This window comes from Mesorhizobium sp. L-8-3 (genome assembly GCF_016756615.1).
In the GTDB taxonomy this organism is placed as follows: Bacteria; Pseudomonadota; Alphaproteobacteria; order Rhizobiales; family Rhizobiaceae.
This window is the reverse complement of record NZ_AP023262.1, coordinates 4942058-4967663: the sequence shown is the minus strand read 5'-3', so window position 1 is coordinate 4967663 and position 25606 is coordinate 4942058. Positions and strand designations below refer to the sequence as shown.

Below are 25606 nucleotides of genomic sequence, written 5' to 3'. Positions count from 1 at the left end.
ATATTGCCGCTTTCAGCGAGACATTCAGTCTCGCTTGACTATCGAGGCGATGGATTCCGGCGCACGACAGGCGACAGCCATTCCGGTGCCGCTCCCTCGCCGACATGGTATCACTGGGCTGGTCTCGCGAGTCGCCGCCGTCCAGAAGGTCGAAGCTCTTCCCGACGGCACGACGGAACGGGACATGCGGAAAAGGGGGACCGTCATGGCAGCGTCGGACCGCAGCGCATACTGGCAACGCAGCCGAGGCTTGGCGCTGGTCGTCGTGGCTGCATCGTCCTTGCACCGCGGCTCGACCGGGTCGTCATGCCGGGTTTTGCGCTTGCCTTCCACATGACCGTTCAGAGCCTGTCGCTCATCTTCGTCGTATCGTTGTTCTGGTTCGCGGATAGTCAGGCTTCGATCGACGAGAAGCACGGTGTGGACTGAAAGGAGCAAGAAATTGGGCGATCGCCGCGGCTCAAGCGACAAGATCAATGGCGCTTTCCTGCTCTATTGTGTGGGCTTCGTCTCCCTCGCGCTTTTGCTGGCCTTGCTCGGCGCGATCGGTCTGCCGGACCGCGTCGTCGGCCCTTTGCTGATCGGTTCCACGCTCCTGGCCTTCGCCGTGATCGGCCTCGCCAACGGCACTATGCAGGCAGGCGATTTCTTTGTCGCGGGGCGCAGGATACCGGCCGTCTACAACGGCATGGCGACCGCCGCCGGCTGGTTGGCTGCCGGCGGCTTCCTGGGCCTCGCCGCTTCGTTTTACCTGCTCGGCCGGGACGGTCTCGTCCTGATGCTCGGCTGGGCGGCAGGCTTCGTGCTCGCCGCCGCCCTGCTGGTGCCTTATCTTCGCAAATCAGGCGCAGTTACCGTTCCCGACTTCCTTGCCGCCCGCTATGGCGGCAATCCGGCACGGCTGGTCGGTGTCGTCGTGCTCCTCTGCTGCTGCTTCCTGCTTGCGGCGGCGCAGCTTCACGCCGCCGGCCTCGTCGCAGGGCTCGTGCTCGGCATGGATGCCGATGTCGCGATCTATGCCGGGCTGGGCGTCGTGCTCTCCTGCATGATGTTCGGCGGGATGCGGGCCCTGACCTGGACCCAGGTCGCGCAATATGTCGTGCTCGCCCTCGCCTACCTCGTGCCGGCGATCTGGATGTCGACCGCGAAGACGGGCAACCCGGTGCCGTATTTCGCTTATGGCGAGGCGCTCCGGCAGATCGGGTTGATGGAGACCGCACAGCCGGTCGTGCAAGGACCATTCGGGCCGCCGGGCCACGACGCGAAAGACTTCCTGCTGCCGGTCATTTGCCTCGCTGTCGGAACAGCATCGATGCCGCATCTTCTGATGCGCAGCTTCACGACGCCTTCGGTCGGCGCTGCCCGCTTTTCGGCCGCCTGGGCACTGCTGTTCGTCCTCCTCATCTGTGCCGCCGCGCCGGCCTACGCCGCCTTCGCCAGATGGGCGCTGCTCGAACTCGTCGCTTCGGGACTCACGCCGGACAACCTGCCCGTCAAGGCGGCCTGGCTGATGCGGTGGGCGTCGATCGATCCTAGCCTGGTCGAGATCTGCGGAAGCCCGGCCACAGACGCGGCCGCGGTCGTCATCGCCTGCGCCGAGCGGGGCGTCTCGACGATCGGCCCCGGCGACATCAGGCTCGCTCCCGGCATGATCGTTCTGGCCATGCCTGATATGGTCGGCATGCCTTATGTCGCTTCGGCGCTGGTCGGGGCCGGCGCGCTGGCCGCTACTCTCGCCGCGGCCGGCGGCCTGCTCCTGGCCATCGGCAACGCGCTCGGGCATGACGTCTATCACAAGATGATCGACCGCGAGGCATCCCCCGATCGCCGGCTGGTCGTCTCGCGGGTCATGCTGCTGGCCGCCGCCGTTCTCGCCGCACACACCGCTTCGAGCCGTCCGTCGGATGTGGTGTCGCTGGTGTCCTGGGCCTCCTCGCTTGCCGCGTCAGGCCTGTTTCCCGCCCTGGTGCTCGGCATCTGGTGGAAGCGTGCGACGACCGCAGGGGCCGTAGCCGGCATGCTCGTCGGTTTCGGCGTCTGCCTCTATTATCTGCTCGCCACGCACTACGGAGCGGTCGGCTTCTACGAAATATGGAGCAGCTTCTCCTCCGCCTCACCGGAGGCGGCGGCGGAGTTCTCCCGGTTGAAGGCGGCCTGGCTAGCGGCTGCCGGCGACGCGAAGGCCGCGGCCCGGGTCGAGCTTAACGAGCATGCCCGGACAATCGCCGACTGGTGGGGGGTGAAAAGCCTTTCGGCCGCCGCCTTCGGAGCGCCGGCCGGCCTGCTGACGATCGTGATCGTGTCCGTGGTGACCCGCGGGCCATCGGCCGAGGTCGAAGGCTTCATCAACGCGATCCGCACTCCGGACGACGGCGCCGTGCTTGATCCGAACGGCCCCTACAACCGCTGAGACAGGTCGGACCGCCGCCTCTTTGAAGCGCCGATCATGCAAGCGCTTCAAGCAGATCGGCAGCCGCGATGAAGTCACGCTTGCGGCTCGCGCGGCGGGCGGCAGCCTCGAAGTCCTCGCCCCACTGCTCCGCGTTCCAATCCTCGTCCACATGCGCGGCCAGCCAGCCGGCCTCGACATCCAGATACCCGGCCTCGACCGCCAGCGCCAGCAGCGCCGAACCGGTGATCGACGTCATCACGTGAAGGGCGGCCAGCTTCAGCGGTTGCTCGCGCTGCCGCAGGTGGATGCCGACCGCCGCTATCGACTCGCGCGGCTGCTCGACATGCATCACGCCCTCGGCCAGGAAGAAGCGCGCACCCAGGCGGCTCCGCGCCCAGTCGAGCACCGGATCCCAGGCTTCGGCCTGCCGCTCGACCAGCCTCTCTGGCCCGTCGGCCCGATAGCAGAGAAGGTCCGACGAACTGAAGCGCAATATATCCTCCAGCACCGCCTGAGGATCGGTCGCGACACCGTCGATGGCCGTGTTGACCAGCCGCATGACCGGCATCGTGACGGGATCGATGCTCGCGCCCTGGGCGGAGAACTCGTCGGCAACGAGTTTCACCGCACGCTCGGTCGGAAGGAGCAGCATAGCCTTGCCGGGTGTACGCACAGGCTTGCCGTCGAGATGGACGGCAAAACCCTCGGGCCCTTCCCACACGTCGACCCTCTCATAGAACCGCTTGGCGAGCGGGGTCCTCATCTGGTTCTGGGCACGCTTCACAGGGTCGGGGTCGGACAGGTGATTCCCGGCCTCAAGGTCGCTCAACAGATCGCGCATCTCATGCCTCCTTCGGCCGCTGCGGCCGATTGACGATCGCCAGCCCGGCTGCGATCAGGCCGAGCGCCAGGAACAGCCTGCCGGTCAGCGGCTCGCCGAGCAGCAGCCCGCCCAGCAGAACACCGAATGCCGGCGTCAGGAAGGCGAAGCTCGACAGGCCCGCGGCCGGATAGCGCCGCATCAGCCAGAACCAGAGGATATAGGTGAAGGCGACCACGTAGACAGCCTGGAACAGCAGCGCCGCGGTGGCGAGCGACGACACGTCGCGCAGCACCGGGCCAGCGAGCGGAACGAGCGGCAGGATCACAACGGCCGAAACCGCGAGCTGATAGAGCAGCATCTTTTCCGCGCTCGCGCGCCCGAGCCTGGTGGCCTTGATGACGATTGTGGTGGCGGCCCAGAAGATGCCCGCCGCGAGGCTCATAAGGTCGCCCTTGATCGCTTCCGGGCCCGGCAGGCTGAGTTCGTCGGAAAAGACCACCGCCACGCCGGCGAAGGCGAGCACCAGCCCAGCCAGCTTGCCGAGCGACATACGTTCTCCGAGCAGGAAATGGCCGCCGACCAGAACCCAGAACGGCATCGCGTTCACCATCAGGGCGCTGCGGGCCACGGTGGTGTAGTCGAGGCCGAGGAAGATCAGCACGAACTCCGCGCCGAACAGCAGCCCGGCCAGCAGCCCGGCCCAGAGCGTGCCGTCGCGTTCGAACAGCGGAATACGGCGCCAGCGGCACCAAAGGAACACGAGGACCGCAGCGATGGCTGAGCGCGCGACGGTGAGGAACACGGGATTGTAGCCGGTGTTGGCGACCTTGCCGGCAACCCAGTTCAGCCCCCAGGAAAAGGTGAGCAGCAGCATAAGCGCGACCGCGGCCGTGTCGATCGCGTCGTGCTGCTCGAGCTTGACGGCGGCGCTGCTCACGCGCCGCGCTCCGCCGCCTCGTCGAAGCCAAGCAGGTTCCAGCTCTGGCGCATATGCGGCGGCAGGGGTGCTGTCACGTCGACGACGCCCGCATCGGGGTGAGGAATGATGATGCGCCGGGCATGGAGATGGAGCCGATTCTGGATTCCGCCGGGGAACTCCCAGTTGGTGTCGGCCTCGAAATATTTGGGATCGCCGATGATCGGACAGCCGATATGGGCGGCGTGCACGCGCAATTGATGCGTTCGTCCCGTATAGGGCTCCATCTCGAGCCAGGAGAGCGACTGGCCGGCCTGTTCGACGACGCGATAGAAGGACACGGCGTGATCGGCGCCGTCCTCGCCATGCCTGGCGATCCGCATGCGGTCGCCGTCGGGGGTCTGGTCTTTTACGAGCCAGGTCGAGATCTTGTCCTCTCGTTTCCTCGGCACGCCCTTCACCAGGGCCCAATAGGTCTTTTTCGTCTCGCGCTCGCGAAAAGCCTCGCCGAGCTTCATCGCGGCGTGCCGGGTACGGGCAATCACGAGCACGCCCGAAGTGTCGCGATCCAACCGGTGCACCAGCCGCGGCTTCTCCCCTTTCTGGTTGCGCCAGGCCTCCAGCATGTCGTCGACGCTGCGCGTGACCCCGGAGCCGCCCTGCACGGCCAACCCCGCCGGCTTGTTGAAGACGAAGACCTTCGGGTCCTCATAGAGCAGCATCTGGGAAAGCACGTCGGCGTCGGGGCGGGACCGCATCGTGCGCGCCGTCAGCGGCGTGGTGTCGCGGCGATCCACTTCGAGAGGCGGGACACGGATCACCTGACCGGGCTGGATGCGCGTATCGGCCTTGGCCCGGCTGCCGTCGACACGGACCTGCCCCGACCGCAAGAGCTTCTGCAGATGCCCGAAGCCCAGTCCCGGATAATGGGTCTTGAACCAGCGGTCGAGCCGCATGCCCGCCTCGCCGGCCTCCACCGTGATCTGTTCGACACCTGCCATTTTCGATGCGTCCGCTCCAAAGCGGCGCTGATAGCATCAGCCGGCGCTTCGCGCGAGCCACAATCCCACAAACAGGGCGAGCAACGAACCGGCAAGGCTGGCCAATGCGTAGGCCAAAGCAGGGAAAGGGAATGCCTTGCTCCCCACAGCACAGCAAATCGAGCGGGAAGGCGGGGCCCTGATCGTCGTGGGCGGGGTTGCAATGGGGCATTCTGGGCAGACCGCACCCGGAATCTGCCGACCGTGCTCACCGCAACATTCTGCCGCGTGAAGCGCCGGCGTATGATCCGATGGGGCAAAGCTTTCAGTCCCGGCCGCCGTGACTCATACACGCCGAGCCTTGCGGTCGGGGCGGCGAACGACGATATCGAAGGGGAATGGGCCCGCGATGAAAACCAACTATCTGCTCTATGACGGCGACTGTCCCGCCTGCAGCGCCTATGTCGCGGTCGCGGCACTGCGAAAGCTTCACCCGTCGTTCCAGGTTCTCGACGCCCGCCACGAGCCGCTGCTCGTCGCGGCAATGCGCAGCCAGGGTTTTGATGTCAACGAGGGGATCATCCTCGACATCGGCGGCAAGATCCACTTCGGCGCGGACGCCGTCCGGATGATGGCCAGACTCGGAAAGGACCACGGCATCGCACGCCGCACGATACTTGTGGCAACAGGCGACGCCTCCTGGTCGGCCTGGCTCTACCCGCGACTCAAACGAGGACGCCGGCGACTGCTCGAACTGCTTGGACGGCCGCCGATCGGTTAACCGATAGCGGCCTTATTTCGCCGGGCTGGCCTTTGGCTTGCGGGAATCGATCATCTTCCAGTTCTTGTAAAAGATGGCCTTCACATGGGCAACGCCGGCCGAGATGGCCGACAGCAGCACCGACAGCAGCCCTGGCACCGGGGACGGACGGATGACATCGACGAACACACAATAACGACGGCCGTCATGCTCGTTGACCGAGCGATGCAGCAGCGTGTCGTCGAAGATGAAAAGCGGATTCTCATGCCAGTAGTTCTTCACGTCGCCGCATTCGATGAAGATCTGGTCCGTCTTCACAGGGATCAGATTGTAGAGTACCCGCAGGGTGAGCCGCAGCGGTCCGAAATGGAACGACGTCGATTCCCGGCCGCTGAACACCGACACGGCGATGGTGCGGATGTATTTGAACTGCTTGGTGAATTCAGGCACGTTGTCGATATGCGGTTTGCCGTACCACTGGTAGACATACATGCCGCGGCGGCCGCTCTCAAAATTGGCGTCGATGTCTGCGATGATTTCCGCCTGCCTGGTCTTGAAGATGTCGAGCACCTCGTCGATCTCGCGGCGATAGTCGTCGGGAAACTGGTCGAGCTTCCACACGCCCCAGTTCTTGTAGGAAACGAGATCGACCAAGAGATTGAAAGGTGACAGGAACCACGTGAACATTCCGTTGCCTAGGAAATAGAGGCTGAACAGCCGCTGGTCCTTGCGGTCGTTGCGCAGGACGTCGATCAGGCCGCACAGGATGAACACCGTGGTTATGATCGGGACGAAATAGAATGCGACTGCCAGGACCAGCACCGCGATGCCGATCCTGCGGAAGGCCTTGAGAGACGTCTTGTCCATTTGGACCTCGCGGGAAGATTGAAATAAGTCGGCGATCTCTACGGGACACAGCCGCCGGGCGCCAGCACCCGGCGACTGAATTCTTGGTGAGGCCGGAGCGATCCCCCAAATCGATCGTCGGCAGAATGCTTCGATTTAGCCGGCCCCTGGACGCGCTACCCCTCGCTTCGCTCCTTCCTGAGCTTGGCCCAGTAGTCCAGCCTCTTCCTGATTTCCCGCTCGAAGCCGCGGTCGGGCGGGTCGTAGAAGGTCTGGCGGCCCATCTTTTCGGGGAAATAGTCCTGACCGGAAAAAGCGTCGGGCTCGTCGTGATCATAGCGATAGCCGGCGCCGTAGGCCTCATCCTTCATCAGCTTGGTCGGCGCGTTGAGAATGTGCTTGGGCGGCAGCAGCGAACCATGCTGCTTGGCTGCGGCGGTCGCCGCCTTGAAGGCAGTGTAGACGGCGTTCGACTTCGGCGCCGTCGCGAGATAGACGGCCGCCTGGGCGAAGGCGAGTTCGCCTTCCGGCGACCCCAGATAATCGTAGGCATCCTTCGCCGCATTGGCGACGACGAGCGCCTGCGGATCGGCGAGCCCTATGTCCTCCACGGCCATGCGCACCAGCCTGCGGCCGAGATAAAGCGGATCCTCGCCGGCGTCGAACATGCGGGCCAGATAATAAAGTGCGGCGTCAGGATCCGAGCCACGCACCGACTTATGCAGCGCCGAGATCAGGTTGTAGTGGCCGTCCTGCCCCTTGTCGTAGATCGGCGCGCGGCGCTGAACCACCTGCTGCAGGGCCGCCGCGTCGAAAACCTCGCCCGGTTTCGCCGCCCGCCATATCTCTTCGGCGAGAGTGAGCGAAGCGCGTCCGTCACCGTCGGCCATGCGGATCAGGACGGCCCGCGCGTCCTCGTCGAGCGGCAGCTTCCGGCCTTCCGTCTCTTCGGCCCGTGCCAGCAGTTTCTCCACGTCTTCCGGCCCGAGCGACTTGAAGACGAGGACACGGGCGCGCGAAAGCAAGGCGGCGTTGAGTTCGAAAGACGGGTTTTCCGTCGTCGCGCCGACCAGCACGACGGTGCCGTCTTCCATGACGGGCAGGAAACTGTCCTGCTGGGCGCGGTTGAAGCGATGGATCTCGTCGACGAAGAGCAGCGTCTGGCGGCCGTTCTGCCGGCGCAGACGAGCCGCCTCGAACACCTTCTTCAGATCGGCGACGCCGGAGAAGATCGCCGAAATCTGCTCGAAGGCGAGCCCGGTCTCACCCGCCAGCAGCCGCGCTACCGTGGTCTTGCCCGTGCCGGGTGGTCCCCAGAAGATCATCGAGCCCAGCGAACCCGACCGGATCAGCCGCGTCAGCGCCCCATCGCCGCCGGTCAGATGCTCCTGGCCAACGACCTCGCCGAGGCTTTTCGGCCGCAGCCGGTCGGCCAGCGGCCGTCCGGGCGGCGCCCGTTCCGGCTGGTCGGAGCTGAAAAGATCGGCCATGGCTTCGGGTCAGTAACGCAGCATCTGGCGCAGTATCTGCCCCTTGCGCTCGATCGTAAACCGCCACCAGCGCGTGTTCACTCCGGCGACCTGACGGAGCTTGTCCGCCGTATCGATCGTCTCGCCATTGATCTCGCGCACGATGTCGCGCGGCATGAAGCCGAAACCGGCCGCCGGCGAGTTGCGGGCAATGTCGATAATGACCACGCCTGTAGTGTCGGTGGCCATGCCCAGGCGCTGGGCCAGCCGCGGCGACAGCGCTGCCACCCTGGCGCCGGCGAACGGGTTGCGGCCCTCGATCGTGAATTCCGTCGTGATCGCACCTTCCGGCGCGCGCTCGAGCGCCACCTCGACGGTTTTGCGGTCGCCCTGGGACAGGATCTCTAGGTTCACCACGTTGCCGATCGCCTGGGTCGCCAGCCGGTAGCCAAGTGCGTCGACATGCTCGATGGCGGCACCGTTGAAGGACAGAACGACATCACCCGGCTTCAATCCGGCGCGAGCGGCCGGCCCGTTCGACGTCACCGACCCGACCAGAGCGCCCGACGGGCGTTCCATGCCCAGCGATTCCGCGATCTGGGCGTCGACCTCCTCGAATGCGGCGCCGATGAAGGGCCGCTCGAAGAAGTCGCTGCCGTTCTTCGCCGACTCCACCACGGCGCGCACCATGTTGGAAGGAATGGCGAAACCGATGCCGATCGACCCCCCGCTGCGACTGTAGATCGCCGTGTTGATGCCGATCATCTGGCCGCCCATGTTGATGAGGGCGCCGCCGGAATTGCCCGGGTTGATGGCCGCGTCGGTCTGGATGAAGAACCCGAAATCCGACACGCCGACATGGGTGCGGGCGAGCGCCGACACGATGCCGCTGGTGGTCGTTTGGCCGACGCCGAACGGATTGCCGATGGCCAGAACGAGATCGCCTACCTCAAGCGCGTCGGAATCGCCGAACGGCACCACCGGGAACGGATCCTTGGCCTCGATCTTGAGCACTGCGAGGTCGAGTTGCTCGTCCTTGAGCAAGACCTTGCTTGCGAACTCGCGCCCATCCGACGTCGCAACCTTCACCTCGTCGGCGTCGCGGATCACATGGAAATTGGTGACCACGATGCCCGACGGGTCCACAAGCACGCCGGAGCCAAGCGATGATTGGACACGCGGCGGCATCTGCCCGCCGAAGAAGCGCTCGAAGAAAGGGTCGCCTTCGAAGGGCGAGCGCGCCTGCACCTTGCTCGACGCATAGACATTGACGACAGCAGGCGCCGTGTTCTTGACCAGCGGCGCGAAAGAGAGCTGCATGTCCTCGCGACCGAAGGGGACACGCTTCTCCAGTCCCTCCACTGCCGGGTTGGTGGCGTCTTCCGCGCCACGCAGCATATCGGTCAGGACTTCACTCAGCCCCTCGCCTTTCGGCTCCTCCTGAGCCCATGATCTCACCGCCACGGCCATGGCGGCGAGCCAGATGCCGACAACGACGAACGCCAGTCTTCCCGCGCGCATGCGAATCCTTCCGCCTCGTTCGGAGGCTTCTTGTCAAAGGATTGTGCAAAATGAAAGGCGTCGCGCGACGAGGTCAAGGGTGGCGCACGACGCCGGCCGTCACGCCTGCCTGCTGTAAGCGCCGACGCTCTCGTCGAGATATTTGTTGTTCGCCTCGCGGAGCGCCGCCGCGGCATCGTCGTAGAGGAACGGCAGGAATGCGAAACGCTTGCCCCGCGTCACCGGCGAGACGGCATGGAGCAGCGAACAGGAGAAGATCACGGCTCCGCCCACCGGCGGCTTGAACGACCGCGGGCCATACTCCGGAAAGCTCACCTCGCCGCCGTCGAATTCGCTGTTGAGGTTGATCGACACGGCGAAGCGGCGATGCGCGGTGCCCTTGGTGGTGTTGTCCCGGTGGGCGCGGAAATGGCCGCCATTCTCGCTGTCGTAACAGGCGACGATATAGCGCTCCATGCGTGTAGCCTTGAACTGATGCACCTTCTCGATCTCGGGGACGACGCGCCGCACCACTTTCTGCTGGATCAGCTTCTTCAGCGCTTCGTCCTCGATCGTATAGTCGGCCCGGCGCTTGTGCCTGGGATCGACGACCGCGACGGTCTTACCGTCGACCTCCCGCATGAAACCCGATTCCTCGCCGCCATGCGTTCGATAGAGCCCCATCAGATGCTCACAGAAATCGCGTTCGAAGACATCGGGCAGCACAATGATCGGCGCCTGGACGCTGAAGCCCGCATGCGAGTCGACCGCAGGAAGCCCCTTGAGGAAGCGCGCCACTTCGTGGCGCTCGCTTCCGTCCGGTCGGTTCGGGAAGACGGCGCGCACCCGCGTCGTCGGGTCGAGCACGGCCCAGAGGCGCCGGATCTGAACCGTCCCTCCCGGGGCGGCGTCGACGGGCGCGGCACCATAGAGGCGGCTCACCTTGGCGTCGTAGTCGAGGAAGAAACGAATGCCGGGGAGTTGCTCCTTCAAGCGCCCGCCGGCTTCGTCAGCCGGGTCGACACCGACCCCGAAGAAGCAGACCCTGTCGTCGTCGAAGAGCGCACGTTCCTCCTGCAGGATGCGGAGCATCTGCTGGCCGCCGGCATCGGAGGCCGAGCCGTAGAAGCAAAGCACGATGTAGCGGCCGGCGGCCGTGTCGAAATGATAGGCTGGGCTTGTGGTCGAGCGCTGGGTGAACCACGGCGCGGGATCACCGGCATCGAGTCGACGGTATTCGGGCATATGTTCCCCCGGTCTGCTATCTCACCCGGCGAGTCTTAGCGAAGACCTGGGCTGGTGGAAACAGGCGCGCCGCGGGGTTGTCGCCCGTGTCCAACTGGCCGGCCGCTACCGCATCGGCCCGAAAATCGGTGTGACCCATAGCCAGACGCAAAAAGGGGCCGCGAGGCCCCTTGAGCACTTGAAGACGTTCAACGGTTGTCAGGCCGCGGCGGCTTCCGTGTCGGCGCCTTCGGCCTCGACGCGGGCACGGTCGGCCGCACCCTTGGCCGAGACGTCGCGGTCGACGAACTCGATGACCGCGAGCGGCGCGTTGTCGCCATGGCGGAAGCCGGCTTTCATGATGCGCAGATAACCGCCGTTGCGCTGCGCATAGCGCGGAGCGATCGTGTCGAACAGGCGCTTCACCAGCGGCTCGTTGCCGATCTGGGCGATCGCCTGACGGCGGGCATGCAGGTCGCCACGCTTGCCGAGCGTGACCAGCTTCTCGACGATCGGACGCAGGTCCTTCGCCTTCGGCAGCGTCGTCACGATCTGCTCATGCTCGATGAGCGAGGCGGCGAGATTGGCGAACATCGCTTTGCGGTGGCTTGCACTGCGGGCGAACCGGCGGCCGGCAAATCCGTGACGCATGGCTCTTCTCCTGGTGTTTTGGGCTTGGCGCCCGATGTTTCAATTCGTGAATAGCGAATGGTGAATGGAAGCAGACGATGATCGTCTTTGCGCTCCGGCCGGCCCTTGGGACCATTCACCATTTTACCATTCGCTACCCACCAGTTGCATTCTCAATACTGGTCTTCGTAACGCTTGGCGAGGTCTTCGATGTTCTCCGGCGGCCAATCCGGCACTTCCATGCCGAGATGCAGGCCCATGGCCGCCAGCACTTCCTTGATCTCGTTGAGCGACTTGCGGCCGAAATTCGGAGTGCGCAGCATCTCCGCCTCGGTCTTCTGGATGAGGTCGCCGATATAGACGATGTTGTCGTTCTTCAGGCAGTTGGCCGAACGGACCGACAGCTCCAGTTCGTCCACCTTCTTGAGCAGCGCCGGGTTGAAGGCGAGCTCGGTGACGGCCTCGGCGGCGACTTCCTTCTGCGGCTCCTCGAAATTGACGAACAGCCCGAGCTGGTCCTGCAGGATGCGGGCAGCGAATGCCACCGCGTCTTCGCCCGAGACCGAGCCGTTGGTCTCGATCGTCATGGTCAGCTTGTCGTAGTCGAGAACCTGGCCCTCGCGGGTGTTCTCGACCTTGTAGGAGACCTTCTTGACCGGCGAATAGAGACTGTCGACCGGGATGAGCCCGATCGGAGCGTCTTCGGCGCGATTGCGCTCGGCCGGCACATAGCCCTTGCCCGTGTCGACGGTGAACTCCATGCGGATCTCGGCGCCCTCGTCGAGCGTGCAGATCACGTGGTCGGGGTTCAAGATCTCGACATCGCCGACGGTCTGGATATCGCCTGCTACGACTGCACCCGGTCCCTGCTTGCGCACGACCATTCGCTTGGGTCCATCGCCTTCCATGCGGATGGCGATTTCCTTGATATTGAGCACGATGTCGGTCACATCCTCGCGCACGCCGGCGATCGAGGAGAATTCGTGCAGCACGCCGTCGATCTGCACCGCGGTGACAGCGGCGCCGCGCAGCGACGACAGCAGCACACGGCGGAGCGCATTGCCGAGCGTCAGACCGAAGCCGCGCTCCAGCGGCTCGGCGACCAGCATCGTCAGGGTCTTGCCCTTCGACGAGAAGTCGATCTTGTTCGGCTTGATCAGTTCTTGCCAGTTCTTCTGGATCATCTGTTGTCCTTCCGGTTCCCCGCCACCATCCAATCGTGACGGGCGATCTGGAAACATGAAAGAGCGCCCTGGCGGCGCTCCTTCAGTTTGGATGTCGAATTAGACGCGACGCTTCTTGCGCGGCCGGCAGCCATTGTGCGGGATCGGGGTCACGTCACGAATGGACGTGATGGTGAAGCCCGCGGCCTGCAGGGCGCGCAGCGCGGACTCGCGGCCGGAGCCGGGGCCGCAGACCTCGACCTCGAGCATGCGCATGCCGTGCTCCTGCGCCTTCTTGGCGACGTCTTCGGCAGCAACCTGGGCGGCGAAAGGGGTCGACTTGCGCGAGCCCTTGAAGCCCTGGGCACCGGCCGACGACCAGGCGATCGCGTTGCCCTGCGCGTCGGTGATGGTGATCATCGTGTTGTTGAACGTCGAGTTGACGTGGGCGACACCCGACGAAATGTTCTTGCGTTCGCGGCGGCGAACCCGTGTGGCTTCCTTGGCCATGATAGTCCTTCCAGTTGATCTCTACACCGCCGTAGTGCCAGCGGCTACACCAGTGAATGGTGAATGGTGAAATGGTGAATGACGGAAAACCTACGCGGCGTTTCACCATTCACCATTGACCATTCACTATTCACCAAATCACTTTTTCTTGCCGGCGATCGCCTTGGCCGGGCCCTTGCGGGTGCGAGCATTGGTGTGCGTACGCTGGCCGCGGACGGGCAACGAGCGGCGGTGGCGCAGACCGCGATAGCAGCCGAGGTCCATCAGCCGCTTGATGTTCATCGAGACTTCGCGGCGCAGATCGCCCTCGACCTGATAGTCGCGGTCGATCGTCTCGCGGATCTGGAGCACTTCGGCGTCGGTGAGTTGGTTGACGCGGCGCTCGGCCGGAATACCGACCTTCTCCGTGATTTCCTGGGCGAACTTCGGCCCGATGCCGTGGATATATTGCAGCGCAATGACGACGCGCTTGTTGGTCGGGATGTTGACGCCTGCTATGCGGGCCATTCTCTTCTCCATGTGGGCCGGACGTGCCGGCGGTATTGTTGTGTTCCCGCGTCCGGTGGAGGCCGGCCCTTGCGGGGTCCTGTCAAAAAAACGTCGCCTGCCCCAATGAGCCGGAGACGTTGTACCTGATCGGAGGACGGGCCGCTATAGTCCAGAGTTGGGCTTTAGTCAACCGACCATTCCCTACTATTTTGCCGCGGCCATTGACAGGATGCCGGCGATTTGGGCAGTCACTGCGTCGATGTCGGCCATGCCGTCGACGGTCTTCAGTTCGCCGGTCCCTGCATAATATGCCGAGAGCGGCGCGGTCTTCGCGCGATACTCGTCGAGCCGCAGCTTGAAGGATTCCGGATTGTCGTCGGCTCGAACCTTGCCGCCGGCTGCGACCGTGTCCGCCACGCGCTTCTTCATGCGCTCCAGCAGAGCCGATTCGTCGACCTTCAGTTCGATCACGGCGTCGAGCTTCTGCCCCTTGCCGGCCAGAATGTCGCGGAGCGCTTCGGCTTGCGGAACCGTTCTTGGAAAGCCGTCGAGAATGAAACCTCTGGCCGCGTCCCGCGCATCGACACGATCCGACACGATCTGGTTGACGATTTCGTCCGACACCAGCTGGCCGGCATCCATTACCGCCTTGGCGCGCTTGCCCACCTCGGTTCCGGCGGCCACCGCAGCCCGCAGCATGTCTCCCGTGGAGAGCTGCGGAATACCGTATCTTTCGACCAGTCTCTGCGCTTGCGTTCCCTTGCCGGCTCCCGGCGGTCCAAGCAGTATAAGCCTCATCTTCCTCTCTTGCCCCCCCGGAGCTTCGACTTCTTGATCAGCCCTTCATACTGGTGGGCAATCAGGTGGCCTTGGATTTGCGCCACCGTGTCGAGCGTGACGCTCACCACGATGAGAAGCGACGTTCCGCCCAGGTAGAAGGGCACGCCGGTCGCCGAAATCAGGAACTCCGGTATCATGCAGATGACGACGAGGTAAATTGCACCAATGACGGTGATCCTGGTGAGCACATAGTCGATATACTCGGCCGTACGCTCGCCTGGGCGATAGCCCGGAATGAAGCCCGAATGCTTCTTCAACTGGTCGGCCGTGTCCTTGGGGTTGAACACGATCGCCGTGTAGAAGAAGGCGAAGAAGACGATCATGGCGGCATAGAGCGCCATATAGAGCGGCTGGCCGTGGCCCAGCGCGGCCAGCACGGTGTTGGCCCATCCCGGCAGGGTGGTGGTGTTCGAGAAGCCTGCAAGCGTTGCCGGCAGGAGCAGCAGCGACGACGCGAAGATCGGCGGAATGACGCCCGACGTGTTGAGCTTCAGCGGCAGGTGCGACGTATCGCCCTGGAACATCCGGTTGCCGACCTGACGCTTGGGATACTGGATCAGCAGCCGGCGCTGCGCACGCTCGAAGAACACGATGACCGCGATGATCGCCACCGCCAGAACGATGATGGCCAGGATGATGCCCGTCGACAGGGCGCCGGTGCGGCCGAGTTCGAGCGTATGGCTGATCGCGGAAGGCAGGCCGGCAACGATGCCCGAGAAGATGATCAGCGAAATGCCGTTGCCGATGCCGCGCGCGGTGATCTGCTCGCCGAGCCACATCAGGAACATGGTTCCGCCGACCAGCGTGATGACTGCGGAGAGGCGGAAGAACCAGCCCGGATCCGTGACGATGCCGCTGCCGCTTTCGAGGCCGACCGAAATGCCATAGGCTTGGACTATGGCCAGCAGCACCGTGCCGTAGCGCGTGTACTGGTTGATGATCTTGCGGCCCTGCTCGCCTTCCTTCTTCAGCGCTTCGAGCGTCGGGATGACCGACGTCATGAGCTGCATGATGATGGAGGCCGAGATGTAGGGCATGATGCCCAGTGCGAAGATCGCCATGCGCTCGACGGCGCCGCCGGCGAACATGTTGAACATCCCCAAAACGCCGCCGCTCTGCTGCTGGAAGGCCTGGGCGAAGGCATCGGGATTGATCCCCGGCATCGGAATGTAGGTGCCCAGCCGATAGACCAGAAGCGCGCCGAGCGTGAACCAGATGCGTTTCTTGAGGTCTTCAGCCTTGGCGAAGGCTGCGAAATTCAGGTTGGAGGCGAGTTGCTCAGCAGCCGATGCCATCAGAAATTCTCCGCTAGGTCACGCGCGCCGTCCCCGGGTCGCAACGCGTGTCACCGAAGCCCGAGATAGGCTCCGGACGGCAAACATGCAAGCGGCGGTATCTCTACCGCCGCTCGTTCGAAGCCGTTTATTCGGCGGCGGCCGCCGGTTCCGGCAGCTTCACCGATCCGCCGGCCTTCTCGATCTTCTCGAGGGCTGCTTTCGAAGCGCCGGCCACGTCGAAGGAGAGTTTCGCCTTGAGTTCTCCGTCGGAGAGGATCCGCACGCCGTCCTTGACGCGGCGGATGACGCCGGCCTTGACGAGGACCTCGGCCGTCACGGTCTCGTTGGCATCGAGCTTCTTCGCGTCGACCGCCGCCTGGATGCGGGCGAGCGACACGGTGTTGAAGTCCTTCGCGAAGAGGTTCTTGAAGCCGCGCTTGGGCAGGCGGCGATAGAGCGGCATCTGGCCGCCCTCGAAGCCGTTGATGGCTACGCCGGAACGCGCCTTCTGACCCTTGACGCCGCGGCCTGCGGTCTTGCCCGAGCCCGAGCCGATGCCGCGCCCAAGTCGCTTCCTCGACTTGGTTGCGCCGTCCTTGTCACGCAGTTCGTTGAGTTTCATTGTCGTTCTCCTGCGCTACGGTTCAGGCCTCGTCCACGACGCGGACGAGATGCTGCACGGAAGCGATCATGCCGCGCACGGAGGGCGTATCTTCCAGCGTGCTCTTGCGATGCAGCTTGTTGAGGCCGAGGCCGACCAGCGTCGCGCGCTGTTCCTTCGGGCGACGAATCGGACTGCCGATCTGTTCGACGGTGATCGTCTTGCTCTTGTTCTTAGCCATGGTCGTATTCCTTGATCAGCCGCGGACTATTCCTCGGCGACCGCGGCACCGCGGCGGGCCTGGAGCGTCGAATACTTGATGCCGCGCTGGGCAGCGACGTCTTTCGGATGCAGCTGGCTTTTCAGCGCGTCGAACGTGGCGCGAACCATGTTGTAGGGGTTCGACGAGCCCATCGACTTGGCGACGACGTCGTGCATGCCGAGCGTCTCGAAGACGGCGCGCATCGGGCCGCCGGCGATGATGCCCGTACCGGGTTTGGCTGCGCGCAGCAGCACCTTGCCGGCGCCCCAGCGCCCTTCGACGTCGTGATGCAGCGTGCGGCCCGAGCGCAGGGGCACGAAGATCAGGTCGCGCTTGGCCGACTCGGTCGCCTTGCGGATGGCCTCCGGCACCTCGCGTGCCTTGCCGTGGCCGAAACCGACCCGGCCCTTCTGGTCGCCGACGACGACGAGCGCGGCAAAGCCGAAGCGACGGCCGCCCTTCACCACCTTGGCGACGCGATTGATGTGTACGAGCTTGTCGACGAACTCGCTGTCGCGCTCTTCACGGTCACGGCTGCGCTCGCGGCCGCCGTCCCTACGATCCTGTGCCATATCCTAGTCCTTGTTCTTTTCCGGAAGCACGGTTGCTTGAAAATGCGGGCGTCCCCTGCCGGACCGCCCGCGGCGAAAATCAGAAGTTCAGGCCGCCCTCGCGAGCTGCATCGGCCAGCGCCTTGACGCGGCCGTGATAGATGTAGGGTCCACGGTCGAAGACGACGTCCTTCACGCCGGCCTTCGCGGCGCGCTCGGCGAGCAACTTGCCGATCGCGGCGGCGGCAGCAGTGTCGGCGCCGGTCTTGAGAGAGCCCTTGACGTCCTTCTCGAGTGTCGAGGCGGCGGCCAGCGTGTGGCCTTTCGAATCGTCGATGATCTGGGCGTAGATGTTCTTCGACGAACGGTAGACCGAGAGCCGCGGGCGATCGCCGGCGACCTTCTTGAGCTGACGCCGCACGCGCTGGGCGCGGCGCTGGGTGGATTCCTTCGAAGCCATGGTTCTTTCCTTGCCTGATAATCCGGGATGGCCATGTGCGGTAAGCCCACTCTTCTACTGAGCAAGGGCTTCCCGCGACCATGCACCGCGGCGTTACTTTTTCTTGCCTTCCTTGCGGACGATCTTCTCGCCGGCATATTTCACGCCCTTGCCCTTGTAAGGCTCGGGGCCGCGATACTTGCGGATCTCGGCAGCGACCTGACCGACCTGCTGCTTGTCGATGCCGGAGACGACGATTTCCGTCGGCTTCGGCACGGCGATGGTGATGCCCTGCGGCGTCTCGTAGACGACGTCGTGGCTGAAGCCAAGAGCCAGCTGCAGATTTTTGCCCTGCATGGCGGCGCGATAGCCGACGCCGTTGATCTCGAGCTTCCTTTCGAAGCCGTTCTTCACGCCTTCGAGGATGTTGACGATCTGCGTCCGCGACATGCCCCACTTGGAGCGGGCATCCTTCGACTGGTCGCGCGGCTCGACGGCGATCTCGCTGTCGTTCAGCTTGACCAGCACCTCGTCGTTGACGACGAACTTCAGCTCGCCCTTAGGGCCCTTGGCCGTCACGGTCTGGCCGGCGACGGTCGCGGTAACGCCCTGCGGGACCGGGACGGGTTTCTTGCCAATACGAGACATGGTCTTGTCCTCGTTCTTTCTTCTTATGTCCAGCCGATCAGAAGATCTGGCAGAGGACTTCTCCGCCGACGTTCTGCTCGCGCGCCTCGTGATCGGTCATCACGCCCTTCGGGGTCGAAAGGATCGAGATGCCGAGACCGTTGGCGACCTGCGGGATCGACTTGACCGACACGTAGACGCGGCGGCCGGGCTTGGACACGCGGGCGATCTCGCGGATCACCGGCTGGCCCTCGTAGTATTTGAGCTCGATTTCGATCTCGGCCTTGCCGTTGTCGAACTCGACCTGGCTGTAGTCGCGGATATAGCCTTCAGCCTTCATCACATCAAGCACGCGGGCGCGCAGCCGCGACGCCGGCGTCGACACCTTGGTCTTGCGGCGGCCATAGGCGTTGCGGATGCGGGTCAGCATATCGCCGAGAGGATCATTCATGGACATGTGTCGCCCTCCTTACCAGCTCGACTTGACCAGGCCCGGGATCAGGCCGTTGTTGCCCAGCTCGCGCAGAGCGACGCGCGACATCTTGAGCTTGCGATAGAAGGCACGCGGGCGGCCGGTGACTTCGCAGCGGTTGCGGATGCGCACCTTCGCTGAATTGCGGGGCAGCGCGGCAAGCTTCAACTGGGCGCGGAAGCGCTCCTCGATCGGCTTGCTCTGGTCCATGATGGTGTCCTTCAGGGCCTTACGCTTGGCAGCGTAGCGGTCCACGAGCTTCCGGCGCCGGTTGTTCTTCTCGACTGAGCTGGTCTTTGCCATTTCAGATTCTTCCTTTTCTCGCTGCCGTTACTGCCGGAAGGGGAAATTGAAGGCCTTGAGCAGCGCCCGGGCCTCGTCGTCCGTCTTGGCAGTCGTACAAACGATGATGTCCATTCCCCAGATCTGGTCGACCTTGTCGTAGTTGATCTCGGGGAACACGATGTGCTCCTTGATGCCCATGGCGTAGTTGCCACGGCCATCGAAGCTCTTTGGGTTCAGGCCGCGGAAGTCGCGCACGCGCGGCAGCGCGATATTCACCAGGCGGTCCAGGAACTCGTACATGCGCTCCTTGCGAAGCGTCACCTTGGCGCCGATCGGCATGTTCTCGCGGACCTTGAAGCCGGCGATCGAGTTGCGCGCGCGGGTCACGACGGCCTTCTGGCCGGCGATCAGCGCGAGATCCTCGGCGGCGACCGAAGGCTTCTTCGAATCGGCCGTCGCCTCGCCGACGCCCATGTTCAGCACGATCTTGTCGATGCGGGGGATCTGCATCTCGTTGTCGTAGTTGAACTGCTCGCGGAGCGCCTTGCGGATGGTCTCGTTGTAGACCTTCTTCAGGCGCGGTTCGTAGGTTGCTGCCTTAGCCATTGATGACTTCTCCCGAGCGCTTCGCGACTCGAACCTTGGTGCCGTCCTGCTGGACCTTGAAGCCGACGCGGGTCGGCTTGCCGTCCTTGGGGTCCACCAGCGCGATGTTCGACAGGTGGATCGGCGCTTCCTTCGTGATGATCCCGCCCTCTTGGGACTGGGTCTGCCTCTGATGGCGGTGAACCTGGTTGACGCCGCGAACGACCGCCTTGTCCTCCTTGGGGAGGACGCGCAGCACCTCGCCGGTGCGGCCCTTGTCCTTGCCGGCCAGAACGACGACCTTGTCGCCTTTGCGAATCTTCTGCATTTTCCGGCTCCTTACAGCACTTCGGGCGCGAGCGAGATGATCTTCATGTGGTTCTTGGCGCGAAGCTCGCGCGGAACCGGCCCGAAGATGCGGGTGCCGATCGGCTCTTTCTTGTTGTCGACGAGCACGGCCGCGTTCTTGTCGAAACGGATCACGCTGCCGTCGGGCCGGCGGATGTCCTTGGCCGTGCGAACCACGACCGCCTTCATCACGTCACCCTTCTTCACGCGGCCGCGCGGGATCGCTTCCTTGATCGACACGACGATGATGTCGCCGACTGAGGCGTACTTCCGCTTCGAGCCGCCGAGCACCTTGATGCACATGACACGACGCGCGCCGGAATTATCCGCGACGTCGAGGTTTGTTTGCATCTGAATCATGACTGGCCGCCTTCTTCTTCATGGGGAGTGGCCATCGCCCTCCCCGGCTTATCCGAAATTTCGTTACTGCGACGAGGCGTCGGTGACGACGACCCAGCGCTTGTCCCTGGAGATCGGCTTGGATTCCTCGATGGAAACCACGTCGCCGACCTTGAAGGTGTTGTTCTCGTCGTGCGCCTTGTACTTCTTCGTCTGGCGCACGGTCTTCTTCATCACGGGATGCGTGAAGCGCCGTTCGACCTTGACGACGACCGTCTTCTCGTTCTTGTCGCTGACGACGACGCCCTGCAGAATGCGCTTTGGCATGGTCTTGTCCCTTAAGCCTTCTTGCCGGCCGACTTTTCGGCCGCGATGGTCTTGATGCGCGCGATGTCCCGACGGACCTGCTTCACGCGTGCTGTCTTCTCGAGCTGGCCGGTCGCCTTCTGGAAGCGCAGGTTGAACTGCTCCTTCTTGAGGCTGGCGAGTTCGTCGTTCAGCTCGTCTGGGGTCTTCGCCCTGATGTCAGAAGCCTTCATGATCAGCCCTTCCTTACTCTGCGATGCGCTGGATGAAGCGCGTCTTGACGGAGAGCTTGGCCGCGCCGAGGCGCAGGGCTTCGCGTGCCGTCTCTTCCGGAACGCCGTCGATCTCGAACATGACCCGGCCCGGCTTCACCCGGCAGGCCCAGTAGTCGACCGCGCCCTTGCCCTTGCCCATGCGGACTTCGGTGGGTTTCGAGGTGACGGGCACGTCCGGGAACACGCGGATCCAGACACGGCCCTGGCGCTTCATCTCGCGGGTGATCGCGCGGCGGGCCGCCTCGATCTCGCGCGCGGTGACGCGGTTGGGTTCCATCGCCTTCAGCCCGAAGCCGCCGAAATCCAGGTTGGTGCCGCCCTTGGCGGCGCCATGGATGCGTCCCTTGAACTGCTTGCGGAACTTTGTGCGCTTTGGCTGCAGCATCTTGCTAACTCCGAATTCCTATTGCCGCTCAGGCGTTTTCGCGGCGGCGGCTGCGTTCGCTGCGCTCACCGGCGTGGCTGTGATCGCCCTCGGCCGCGCGGCGCTCCGAAGCCATCGGGTCATGCTCGAGGATCTCGCCCTTGAACACCCACACCTTCACGCCGCAGATGCCGTAGGCGGTCTGTGCCTCGGCCGTGCCGTAGTCAACGTCAGCGCGCAGCGTGTGCAGCGGCACGCGGCCTTCGCGGTACCATTCCATACGCGCGATTTCGGCGCCCCCGAGACGGCCCGAGCAGTTGATGCGGATGCCCTCGGCGCCGAGACGCATGGCCGACTGCACGGCGCGCTTCATGGCGCGACGGAAGGCGATGCGGCGCTCGAGCTGCTGGGCGATCGACTGCGCGATCAGAGTCGCGTCGATCTCCGGCTTGCGCACCTCGACGATGTTGAGGTGCGTCTCGGACTGCGTCATCTCGGTCAGCTTCTTGCGCAGCTTCTCGATGTCGGCGCCCTTCTTGCCGATGATCAGACCCGGACGCGCGGCGTGGATCGTCACCCGGCACTTCTTGTGCGGACGCTCGATCACGACCTTGGAGATCGCGGCCTGCTTGAGTTCCTTCTTCAGGTACTCGCGGATCTTGATGTCTTCGTGCAGCAGCTTGCCGTATTCGCCGGTATTCGCGTACCAGCGCGAATCCCAGGTGCGGTTGATGCCGAGGCGGAGGCCAATCGGATTGATTTTCTGGCCCATCAGGCGGCCTCCCCTTTCTCTTCGACTTCGCGGACGACGATCGTCAGATTCGAGAACGGCTTCTCGATGCGGCTGGCGCGGCCACGGCCACGCGCATGGAACCGCTTCATGACGATCGACTTGCCGACGTAAGCCTCGGCCACGACCAACGCATCGACATCCAGGTCATGGTTGTTTTCTGCGTTGGCGATCGCCGATTCCAGCGTCTTCCTGACCGTTCCAGCGATCCGCTTGCGCGAGAATTCCAGATCGGCGAGCGCGGTCGCGACCTTCTTGCCGCGGATCAGCGCGGCAACCAGGTTCAGCTTCTGCGGGCTGACGCGAACCGTGCGCAGGACGGCACGTGCCTCGTTGTCAGCAAGCCTGCGCGGAGCTTTGGCCTTGCCCATCGTTACTTCCTCTTCGCCTTCTTGTCCGCCCCGTGGCCGAAATAGGTGCGGGTGGGAGCGAATTCACCGAACTTATGACCGACCATGTCCTCGTTCACCGAGACGGGAACGTGCTTCTGGCCGTTGTAGACACCGAAGGTGAGGCCGACGAACTGCGGCAGGATGGTGGAGCGGCGGCTCCACATCTTGATCACCTCATTGCGGCCGCCTTCCCGAACCTTGTCTGCCTTCTTCAGAAGGTAGCCGTCGACAAAGGGGCCTTTCCAAACTGAACGAGTCACTTGGCGTTACCTCTTCTTAGCTCTTGCGCTGGTGGCGCGAGCGCAGGATGAACTTGTCGGTCGCCTTGTTGGACCGCGTCTTCTTGCCCTTGGTTGGCTTGCCCCACGGCGTGACCGGGTGGCGGCCGCCCGAAGTGCGGCCTTCACCGCCGCCGTGCGGATGGTCGACCGGGTTCATGGTGACGCCGCGATTGTGCGGACGCTTGCCACGCCACCGGCTGCGGCCGGCCTTGCCGTCATTGATGTTGCCGTGGTCCGGATTGGACACGGCACCGACGGTGGCAAAGCACGAGCCGTGCACGACGCGCTGCTCGCCCGAGTTGAGTCGCAGGATCGCCATGCCCTGGTCACGACCGACGAGCTGGGCATAGGCGCCGGCGGAGCGGGCGATCTGGCCGCCCTTGCCCGGCTTCAGCTCGATGTTGTGGATGATCGTGCCGACCGGCATGGAAGCGAGCGGCATAGCGTTGCCCGGCTTCACGTCGACGGTCTCGCCGGCCACCACCTGATCGCCGGCAGCCAGACGCTGCGGGGCCAGGATGTAGCTCAGCTCGCCGTCGGCGTATTTGATCAACGCAATGAAGGCGGTCCGGTTCGGATCGTATTCAAGGCGTTCAACCGTCGCGACCACGTCGAGCTTGCGGCGCTTGAAGTCCACGATGCGATAGGCGCGCTTGTGACCGCCGCCCTGGAAACGGGCGGTGACGCGACCGTAGTTGTTGCGGCCGCCCGACGAGGTGAGACCCTCGGTCAGGCCCTTGACCGGCTTGCCCTTGTAGAGGCCCGAGCGGTCGACGATGACCAGCTGGCGGGTGCTCGGGGTGACCGGCTTGAATTTCTTGAGTGCCATGGTTCTATCCTCGCCCCTTAGATCAGAGGCCCGTGGCGACGTCGATCGACTGGCCGTCGGCCAGTGTCACAACCGCCTTCTTCACGTCGCTCTGCTGACCGACGGTGCCACGGAAGCGCTTCACCTTGCCCTTGCGGACGAGCGTGTTGACGGCCGTCACCTTGACGCCGAACAGCGCCTCGACAGCAGCCTTGATCTCCGGCTTCGACGCCTTCTTGGCGACGTTGAAGACGACCTGGTTATGCTCGGAAGCCATGGTCGACTTCTCAGTGATGGCCGGGCTGACGATCACGTCGTAGTGTCGAAGGTCCGTCATTTGAAGCGCTCCTCGAGTGCCTCGACGGCGGCCTTCGAGAGGACCAGCGTGCCGCGGCGCAGAATGTCGTAGACGTTGATGCCCTGGATCGGCAGCACGTCGATGTTGGGGATGTTGGTCGCCGCCAGCTTGAAGTTGCGGTCGAGTTCCGCACCGCCGATGACCAGAGCGTTGGTCAGGCCGAGCGTCGCGAAATTGGCGACCAGCGCTTTGGTCTTGGCCTCGGCGAGCGTCAGTTCATCGACGATGATGAGGCTCGACGACTTTGCCTTGGCCGAAAGCGCGTGCTTGAGGCCGAGAGCGCGGACCTTCTTTGGCAGGTCGTGCTCGTGGCTGCGGGCAACCGGGCCGTGAGCCTTGCCGCCGCCGCGGAACTGCGGAGCGCGCGCCGAAGAGTGACGGGCGCGGCCCGTTCCCTTCTGCTTGTACATCTTGGCGCCGGTGCGCGCGATGTCCGCGCGGCCCTTCGCCTGGTGGGTGCCCTGCTGCTTCTTGGCGAGCTGCCAGCGCACGACGCGCTGCAGGATGTCTTCGCGCGGCTCCAGACCGAAGATCTCTTCCGAGAGCTTCACTTGGCCGGCTTCCTTGCCGCCGAGCGTGGTGATCTTGACGTCCATTATTCCGCCCCTTCCTTGGCCGGAGCTTCGCTCTTCTGTGAGGCGCGGATGGCGGCCGGCTTCGGCGCATTCGCCGGAAGCGCTGCCTTGACCGCGTCACGGACGAGGATCCATGCGCCCTTCGTGCCCGGCACCGCGCCGCGGATGAGGATCAGACCGCGATCGGTGTCGGTCGACACGACCTCGACGTTCTGCGTGGTCACGCGGGTGCTCCCCATGTGGCCGGCCATCTTCTTGCCCTTGAACACCTTGCCGGGGTCCTGGCGCTGGCCGGTCGAGCCGTGCACGCGGTGCGACAGCGAGTTGCCGTGCGTGGCGCGACCGCCGCCGAAATTGTGGCGCTTCATGACGCCCTGAAAACCCTTGCCGGTCGAGGAACCGGTGACGTCGACCTTCTGGCCTGGCACGAAGTGGTCCACCGTGATCTCGGCGCCGACATCGAGGAGGTTGTCGGGGGAGACGCGGAACTCGGCGAGCTTCGCCTTGGGCTCGACGGAGGCGGTCGCGAAGTGGCCGCGCATCGCCTTCGACGTGTTCTTCACCTTGGCGAGGCCGACGCCGAGCTGCACGGCCGTATAGCCGTTCTTCTCCTGCGTGCGCTGCGCCACGACCTGGCAGTTCTCCATGCGGAGAACGGTGACCGGGATGTGTTCGCCAGCGTCGTTGTAGACGCGCGTCATCCCGATTTTCTGTGCGATTACACCTGAACGCATGGGTTCATCCTTCCCGCGCCTTAGAGCTTGATCTCGACGTCGACGCCGGCAGCGAGGTCGAGCTTCATCAGAGCGTCGACGGTCTGCGGGGTCGGATCAACGATGTCGAGCAGGCGCTTATGCGTGCGCATTTCGAACTGTTCGCGGCTCTTCTTGTCGATGTGCGGCGAACGGTTGACCGTGAACTTCTCGATCCGCGTCGGCAGCGGAATGGGCCCGCGGACGTTGGCGCCCGTGCGCTTGGCGGTCGACACGATTTCGCGCGTCGAGGCGTCGAGCACCCGGTGGTCGAACGCTTTGAGGCGAATGCGGATATTCTGTCCGTTCATGCGTCTATTCCTTGTTCTGCCGCGGCGCGGGCCTTGCCGCGCCCGCGTCAGATCGTTCTTATTTTT

37 protein-coding genes are annotated in these 25606 nt (G+C 64.2%); 3 read left to right on the top strand and 34 right to left on the bottom strand.

What is annotated here, in order from left to right:
• Positions 1-3 precede the first annotated feature (3 nt).
• Both JN302_RS39650 and JN302_RS23040 read left to right on the top strand, forming a co-directional pair.
• Positions 4-429 (top strand): DUF4212 domain-containing protein, encoded by a 426-nt coding sequence (locus JN302_RS39650; RefSeq protein WP_274609025.1) that lies wholly within the window; start codon positions 4-6, stop codon positions 427-429.
• A gap of 13 nt (positions 430-442) precedes the next feature.
• On the top strand, positions 443-2410 hold the full coding sequence (locus JN302_RS23040; RefSeq protein WP_202329283.1) for a VC_2705 family sodium/solute symporter: 1968 nt from the start codon (positions 443-445) through the stop codon (positions 2408-2410).
• Between the two features lie 34 nt (positions 2411-2444).
• Here JN302_RS23040 and JN302_RS23035 read toward each other — a convergent pair whose 3' ends face one another.
• From JN302_RS23035 to JN302_RS23025, 3 genes are read right to left on the bottom strand one after another with little or no spacing between them, the layout of a single operon-like run.
• Entirely contained in the window at positions 2445-3233 is a 789-nt protein-coding gene (locus JN302_RS23035) for an ATP12 family chaperone protein (RefSeq protein WP_202329282.1), read from the bottom strand.
• Between the two features lies 1 nt (position 3234).
• The gene (locus tag JN302_RS23030) at positions 3235-4152 is read right to left on the bottom strand and encodes a DMT family transporter (protein WP_244845831.1); all 918 of its coding nucleotides are present in this window, start codon (positions 4150-4152) and stop codon (positions 3235-3237) included.
• Positions 4149-5132 (bottom strand): RluA family pseudouridine synthase, encoded by a 984-nt coding sequence (locus JN302_RS23025; protein WP_202305442.1) that lies wholly within the window; start codon positions 5130-5132, stop codon positions 4149-4151. Before JN302_RS23025 ends, JN302_RS23030 begins: the two co-directional genes overlap by 4 nt.
• Positions 5133-5520: 388 nt before the next feature.
• Here JN302_RS23025 and JN302_RS23020 point away from each other — a divergent pair, with 388 nt between their 5' ends.
• Complete coding sequence (locus tag JN302_RS23020; RefSeq protein WP_202329281.1) at positions 5521-5892, top strand: DCC1-like thiol-disulfide oxidoreductase family protein; 372 nt, start codon at positions 5521-5523, stop codon at positions 5890-5892.
• Positions 5893-5904: 12 nt separating this feature from the next.
• Here the strand turns inward: JN302_RS23020 and JN302_RS23015 are convergent, their stop codons facing one another.
• The 31 genes from JN302_RS23015 to rpsJ all read right to left on the bottom strand — a co-directional run bounded on the left by JN302_RS23015 (position 5905) and on the right by rpsJ (position 25540).
• Positions 5905-6738, bottom strand: a complete 834-nt coding sequence (locus tag JN302_RS23015; RefSeq protein ID WP_202329280.1) for an aspartyl/asparaginyl beta-hydroxylase domain-containing protein — start codon at positions 6736-6738, stop codon at positions 5905-5907.
• A gap of 155 nt (positions 6739-6893) precedes the next feature.
• On the bottom strand, positions 6894-8207 hold the full coding sequence (locus JN302_RS23010; RefSeq protein ID WP_202329279.1) for a replication-associated recombination protein A: 1314 nt from the start codon (positions 8205-8207) through the stop codon (positions 6894-6896).
• Positions 8208-8216: 9 nt separating this feature from the next.
• Entirely contained in the window at positions 8217-9707 is a 1491-nt protein-coding gene (locus JN302_RS23005) for a DegQ family serine endoprotease (protein WP_202329278.1), read from the bottom strand.
• A gap of 99 nt (positions 9708-9806) precedes the next feature.
• A complete protein-coding gene (locus JN302_RS23000; RefSeq protein WP_202305437.1) occupies positions 9807-10931 on the bottom strand; it encodes a 2OG-Fe(II) oxygenase in 1125 nt (374 codons plus the stop codon).
• A 198-nt stretch (positions 10932-11129) separates the two neighbouring features.
• The gene (rplQ, locus tag JN302_RS22995) at positions 11130-11561 is read right to left on the bottom strand and encodes a 50S ribosomal protein L17 (RefSeq protein ID WP_202305435.1); all 432 of its coding nucleotides are present in this window, start codon (positions 11559-11561) and stop codon (positions 11130-11132) included.
• A 152-nt stretch (positions 11562-11713) separates the two neighbouring features.
• On the bottom strand, positions 11714-12724 hold the full coding sequence (locus JN302_RS22990; RefSeq protein WP_202305433.1) for a DNA-directed RNA polymerase subunit alpha: 1011 nt from the start codon (positions 12722-12724) through the stop codon (positions 11714-11716).
• 99 nt (positions 12725-12823) lie between these two features.
• Positions 12824-13213, bottom strand: a complete 390-nt coding sequence (gene rpsK / locus JN302_RS22985) for a 30S ribosomal protein S11 (protein WP_202305431.1) — start codon at positions 13211-13213, stop codon at positions 12824-12826.
• Between the two features lie 138 nt (positions 13214-13351).
• Positions 13352-13720 (bottom strand): 30S ribosomal protein S13, encoded by a 369-nt coding sequence (rpsM, locus tag JN302_RS22980; protein ID WP_202305422.1) that lies wholly within the window; start codon positions 13718-13720, stop codon positions 13352-13354.
• Between the two features lie 186 nt (positions 13721-13906).
• Positions 13907-14500, bottom strand: a complete 594-nt coding sequence (locus JN302_RS22975; protein ID WP_202329277.1) for an adenylate kinase — start codon at positions 14498-14500, stop codon at positions 13907-13909.
• Positions 14497-15837, bottom strand: a complete 1341-nt coding sequence (gene secY / locus JN302_RS22970) for a preprotein translocase subunit SecY (protein ID WP_202305418.1) — start codon at positions 15835-15837, stop codon at positions 14497-14499. The genes JN302_RS22975 and secY overlap by 4 nt, the downstream gene beginning before the upstream one ends.
• 127 nt (positions 15838-15964) lie before the next feature.
• Positions 15965-16441, bottom strand: a complete 477-nt coding sequence (gene rplO, locus JN302_RS22965) for a 50S ribosomal protein L15 (protein ID WP_202305417.1) — start codon at positions 16439-16441, stop codon at positions 15965-15967.
• 22 nt (positions 16442-16463) lie between these two features.
• Positions 16464-16661, bottom strand: a complete 198-nt coding sequence (gene rpmD / locus JN302_RS22960) for a 50S ribosomal protein L30 (RefSeq protein WP_202305416.1) — start codon at positions 16659-16661, stop codon at positions 16464-16466.
• Between the two features lie 26 nt (positions 16662-16687).
• Positions 16688-17254 carry a 30S ribosomal protein S5 gene (rpsE, locus tag JN302_RS22955; protein ID WP_202305415.1) on the bottom strand — a complete coding sequence of 189 codons (567 nt, stop codon included), beginning with the start codon at positions 17252-17254 and terminating at the stop codon, positions 16688-16690.
• Between the two features lie 79 nt (positions 17255-17333).
• Positions 17334-17693 (bottom strand): 50S ribosomal protein L18, encoded by a 360-nt coding sequence (gene rplR / locus JN302_RS22950; protein ID WP_202305409.1) that lies wholly within the window; start codon positions 17691-17693, stop codon positions 17334-17336.
• A 93-nt stretch (positions 17694-17786) separates the two neighbouring features.
• Positions 17787-18320, bottom strand: coding sequence for a 50S ribosomal protein L6 (rplF, locus tag JN302_RS22945; RefSeq protein ID WP_202329276.1), 534 nt, complete (start codon positions 18318-18320; stop codon positions 17787-17789).
• A 37-nt stretch (positions 18321-18357) separates the two neighbouring features.
• Positions 18358-18756, bottom strand: a complete 399-nt coding sequence (gene rpsH / locus JN302_RS22940) for a 30S ribosomal protein S8 (protein WP_202305406.1) — start codon at positions 18754-18756, stop codon at positions 18358-18360.
• A 12-nt stretch (positions 18757-18768) separates the two neighbouring features.
• Positions 18769-19074 (bottom strand): 30S ribosomal protein S14, encoded by a 306-nt coding sequence (rpsN, locus tag JN302_RS22935; RefSeq protein ID WP_202305402.1) that lies wholly within the window; start codon positions 19072-19074, stop codon positions 18769-18771.
• Between the two features lie 27 nt (positions 19075-19101).
• Positions 19102-19662 (bottom strand): 50S ribosomal protein L5, encoded by a 561-nt coding sequence (gene rplE, locus JN302_RS22930; protein ID WP_202305397.1) that lies wholly within the window; start codon positions 19660-19662, stop codon positions 19102-19104.
• Complete coding sequence (gene rplX, locus JN302_RS22925) at positions 19655-19969, bottom strand: 50S ribosomal protein L24 (protein WP_202305389.1); 315 nt, start codon at positions 19967-19969, stop codon at positions 19655-19657. Before rplX ends, rplE begins: the two co-directional genes overlap by 8 nt.
• 11 nt (positions 19970-19980) lie before the next feature.
• Entirely contained in the window at positions 19981-20349 is a 369-nt protein-coding gene (gene rplN, locus JN302_RS22920; RefSeq protein ID WP_006205457.1) for a 50S ribosomal protein L14, read from the bottom strand.
• A 63-nt stretch (positions 20350-20412) separates the two neighbouring features.
• A complete protein-coding gene (gene rpsQ, locus JN302_RS22915; protein ID WP_202305387.1) occupies positions 20413-20655 on the bottom strand; it encodes a 30S ribosomal protein S17 in 243 nt (80 codons plus the stop codon).
• A gap of 11 nt (positions 20656-20666) precedes the next feature.
• A complete protein-coding gene (gene rpmC / locus JN302_RS22910) occupies positions 20667-20867 on the bottom strand; it encodes a 50S ribosomal protein L29 (RefSeq protein ID WP_202305385.1) in 201 nt (66 codons plus the stop codon).
• A 13-nt stretch (positions 20868-20880) separates the two neighbouring features.
• Positions 20881-21294, bottom strand: coding sequence for a 50S ribosomal protein L16 (gene rplP, locus JN302_RS22905; protein WP_202305383.1), 414 nt, complete (start codon positions 21292-21294; stop codon positions 20881-20883).
• A 28-nt stretch (positions 21295-21322) separates the two neighbouring features.
• Complete coding sequence (gene rpsC, locus JN302_RS22900; protein ID WP_202305371.1) at positions 21323-22045, bottom strand: 30S ribosomal protein S3; 723 nt, start codon at positions 22043-22045, stop codon at positions 21323-21325.
• Entirely contained in the window at positions 22045-22434 is a 390-nt protein-coding gene (rplV, locus tag JN302_RS22895) for a 50S ribosomal protein L22 (RefSeq protein WP_202305369.1), read from the bottom strand. The genes rpsC and rplV overlap by 1 nt, the downstream gene beginning before the upstream one ends.
• A gap of 2 nt (positions 22435-22436) precedes the next feature.
• A complete protein-coding gene (gene rpsS / locus JN302_RS22890; protein ID WP_202305359.1) occupies positions 22437-22715 on the bottom strand; it encodes a 30S ribosomal protein S19 in 279 nt (92 codons plus the stop codon).
• A gap of 16 nt (positions 22716-22731) precedes the next feature.
• Positions 22732-23565, bottom strand: coding sequence for a 50S ribosomal protein L2 (rplB, locus tag JN302_RS22885; RefSeq protein ID WP_202305357.1), 834 nt, complete (start codon positions 23563-23565; stop codon positions 22732-22734).
• Between the two features lie 22 nt (positions 23566-23587).
• Entirely contained in the window at positions 23588-23881 is a 294-nt protein-coding gene (locus tag JN302_RS22880; protein ID WP_202305355.1) for a 50S ribosomal protein L23, read from the bottom strand.
• Positions 23878-24498 carry a 50S ribosomal protein L4 gene (gene rplD, locus JN302_RS22875; RefSeq protein ID WP_202329275.1) on the bottom strand — a complete coding sequence of 207 codons (621 nt, stop codon included), beginning with the start codon at positions 24496-24498 and terminating at the stop codon, positions 23878-23880. Before rplD ends, JN302_RS22880 begins: the two co-directional genes overlap by 4 nt.
• The gene (rplC, locus tag JN302_RS22870; protein ID WP_202329274.1) at positions 24498-25211 is read right to left on the bottom strand and encodes a 50S ribosomal protein L3; all 714 of its coding nucleotides are present in this window, start codon (positions 25209-25211) and stop codon (positions 24498-24500) included. The genes rplD and rplC overlap by 1 nt, the downstream gene beginning before the upstream one ends.
• Positions 25212-25231: 20 nt before the next feature.
• Positions 25232-25540 (bottom strand): 30S ribosomal protein S10, encoded by a 309-nt coding sequence (gene rpsJ / locus JN302_RS22865; protein ID WP_007066362.1) that lies wholly within the window; start codon positions 25538-25540, stop codon positions 25232-25234.
• Positions 25541-25606: the final 66 nt, after the last annotated feature.